This is a genomic window from Acetatifactor sp. (assembly GCF_982438285.1).
Genome location: NZ_CEWDFQ010000409.1, coordinates 1 through 2,400, shown reverse-complemented (window position 1 = coordinate 2,400; position 2,400 = coordinate 1). Strand labels below are relative to the sequence as shown.

General features: G+C 49.3%; 4 protein-coding genes. 1 reads left to right on the top strand and 3 read right to left on the bottom strand.

Translation table 11 applies throughout. The features are described 5' to 3' along the window. Window positions 1-9 precede the first annotated feature (9 nt). The 3 genes from gmk to AC1WIP_RS14615 are packed head-to-tail and all read right to left on the bottom strand — an operon-like array spanning window position 10 to window position 1,788. Window positions 10-645 carry a guanylate kinase gene (gene gmk, locus AC1WIP_RS14625; RefSeq protein ID WP_481142518.1) on the bottom strand — a complete coding sequence of 212 codons (636 nt, stop codon included), beginning with the start codon at window positions 643-645 and terminating at the stop codon, window positions 10-12. After that, entirely contained in the window at window positions 642-902 is a 261-nt protein-coding gene (locus AC1WIP_RS14620) for a DUF370 domain-containing protein (protein ID WP_318702849.1), read from the bottom strand. The genes gmk and AC1WIP_RS14620 overlap by 4 nt, the downstream gene beginning before the upstream one ends. A 7-nt stretch (window positions 903-909) precedes the next feature. Beyond that, window positions 910-1,788 (bottom strand): YicC/YloC family endoribonuclease, encoded by an 879-nt coding sequence (locus AC1WIP_RS14615; RefSeq protein ID WP_481142517.1) that lies wholly within the window; start codon window positions 1,786-1,788, stop codon window positions 910-912. Between the two features lie 185 nt (window positions 1,789-1,973). Between AC1WIP_RS14615 and AC1WIP_RS14610 the strand changes: the two genes are divergently transcribed. Next, on the top strand, window positions 1,974-2,400 hold a 427-nt coding region (locus AC1WIP_RS14610; protein WP_481142516.1), incomplete at its 3' end, for an NFACT family protein.

Sequence of the window (2,400 nt, the reverse complement as noted above, 5' to 3'; positions counted from 1 at the left end):
GATGTAACATTATTCTGCTCCTTTCGCGAACCCTTTCAGTTCGTCTCTGATTTCTTTTATAAATCCCTGTCTGCGGACAGGCGCCCTGCGGGCCGCATCCACCAGACAGTTTAACTCCTCCACACATTTTTCCAGATCGTCGTTTACTACGATATAGTCATAGGACTCCATGCCCTCCGACTCCTCGCTGGCCCTTGCCAGCCTTTTTTGAATGACCTCCTGGCTTTCCGTGCCTCTCCCCACCAGGCGCCGCTCCAATTCCTTTGCGTTTGGCGGCGTCACAAAGACCAGAAGGCTCTCCGGAAACTGCTCCTTTATCTTTAGGGCTCCCTGAATCTCAATCTCCAGGATTACATCCTTTCCAGCCCTCAGCTGTTCCTCTACATAGGCCCTGGGCGTTCCGTAATAATTGCCGCAGTACATGGCATATTCTATCAGACCTGACCGTTCAATTTCTGCCTCAAAATGCTCCTTGTCTGTAAAAAAGTATTCCACACCCTCCCGCTCTCCATCTCTGGGCGGTCTTGTGGTCATGGAGACAGAAAGGGCATAATTGTCATAAGTCTGCAGAAGCTTTTTTACAATGGTTCCCTTGCCCGCCCCAGAAAATCCTGAAATTACAATTAAAATCCCTTTTTCCGTCATGTCTCTTCCCCTTCGTCCTCTCCAGACTGGGCCCGGCCCGCAATGGTTTCCGGCAGCAGCGCCGAAAGCACAAGCTGTCCGCCCTCCATAATCAGTACGGATTTTGTCTTTCGTCCCTGGGTGGCGTCCACAGCCGTTCCAAGCTCCCTGGCCTTCTGCACCAGACGCTTAATGGGCGCAGAATCAGGACTTACAATGGCAATGATTTTTTCCGTATTTACAATATTTCCAAAGCCGATATGAATTAGCCTGTTCATAGCCCCTCTATTCTATATTCTGAATCTGTTCCCGGATTTTTTCAATCTCTGTCTTAAGCTCAATGGCGCAGTTTGAAATCTCCAGATCGTTGGCCTTTGATAGTATGGTATTGGCCTCTCTATTCATCTCCTGTGCAATAAAATCCAGCTTCCGGCCAATGCTTCCGCCCTCCAGCAGAGTGTTTCTGGTAGTCTCAATGTGGCTGCGCAGGCGCACTACCTCCTCGTCCACACACACCTTGTCCGCAAAAATAGTCACCTCCGTGAGCAGTCTGTCCTCGTCCACAGACACATCCTCCAGAAGCTCCCTTACCTTTTCCTCCAGCTTTTCGCGGTACTGTCTTATGATCTGCGGAGAACGCCTGGAAACAAAATCCACCAGCTCCTGCATAGCGTCCAGCTTTTTTAACAAATCCTGACGCAGGCGCCCGCCTTCCTCCACACGGGCGTTTACAAACATCTGGGCAGCGCCGTCAATGGCCCTTTGCAGTTCCTTCCAAAGCTCCTCCTCGTCCTCGGTCTGCTCCTCCATGGTAAAAACCTCGGGATATTTTGACAAAGTGGATACTCTGATGTCGTCATCCAGCCCGAAATCCTGCGCCATCTGCCGCAGATACCTTAAATATTCCTCAGCCACCTCCCTGTGATAGCAAACGGTTGCGCTGCTCCCCGAGAAGTCCTCATAGCTGATGAACAAATCTACCTTTCCTCTGGAAATATATTTTTTCAGCTCGCTGCGAATAGCGGCTTCAAAAAAATTAAGCTTCTTCGGCATCTTGATGGTTACGTCCAGATAACGGTGATTTACGGATTTCATTTCTACCGTAAACTTTCTGTCCCTGCCTGCAGTCTCAAACCTGCCAAAGCCGGTCATGCTTTTTATCATAAGCGCTCCAATCCAGGCAGCGGCATTGTACTGCCGCATACTTCATTTTATTGTAAATTAAGTTACCCTGAGTGTCAAGGGTAAGGGACTTTCTTTTCCGTGTATTTTCTGCTATACTATAGAATGTTTTCCAGGCCCGAAGAGCCCTTGGGAATTCCATATCATATAAAGAAAGGAAATCTTTCATGGCATTTGACGGAATCACTATAGCAAACGTAGTTTCTGAAATGAAACGGGAGCTTTTGGGTGGACGGCTGTATAAGATTGCCCAGCCGGAGGCCGACGAGCTTCTCCTTACCATAAAAACAGGAAACGGGCAGAAACGGCTTTTTATTTCAGCCGACGCTTCCCTGCCCTTGATTTATCTGACCCGCAGCAACAAGCAAAGCCCCCTGACCGCCCCTAATTTCTGTATGCTTCTGCGCAAGCATCTGCAGAATGGACGCATTACCCACATCTCCCAGCCTGGACTGGAGCGCATCGTGCAGATTTCGGTGGAGCACTTGGACGAGCTTGGTGACCTGCGGAAAAAGACCCTTATCGTGGAGATCATGGGCAAGCACAGCAATATCATTTTCTGCGATGAGAACGGCAGGATCATTGACAGCATCA

What these genes read in the sequence shown, in the direction of transcription:
- AC1WIP_RS14620 (WP_318702849.1), bottom strand. Translation starts at nt 902, where the DNA reads ATGAACAGGCTAATTCATATCGGCTTTGGAAATATTGTAAATACGGAA.
- AC1WIP_RS14615 (WP_481142517.1), bottom strand. Translation starts at nt 1,788, where the DNA reads ATGATAAAAAGCATGACCGGCTTTGGCAGGTTTGAGACTGCAGGCAGG.
- gmk (WP_481142518.1), bottom strand. Translation starts at nt 645, where the DNA reads ATGACGGAAAAAGGGATTTTAATTGTAATTTCAGGATTTTCTGGGGCG.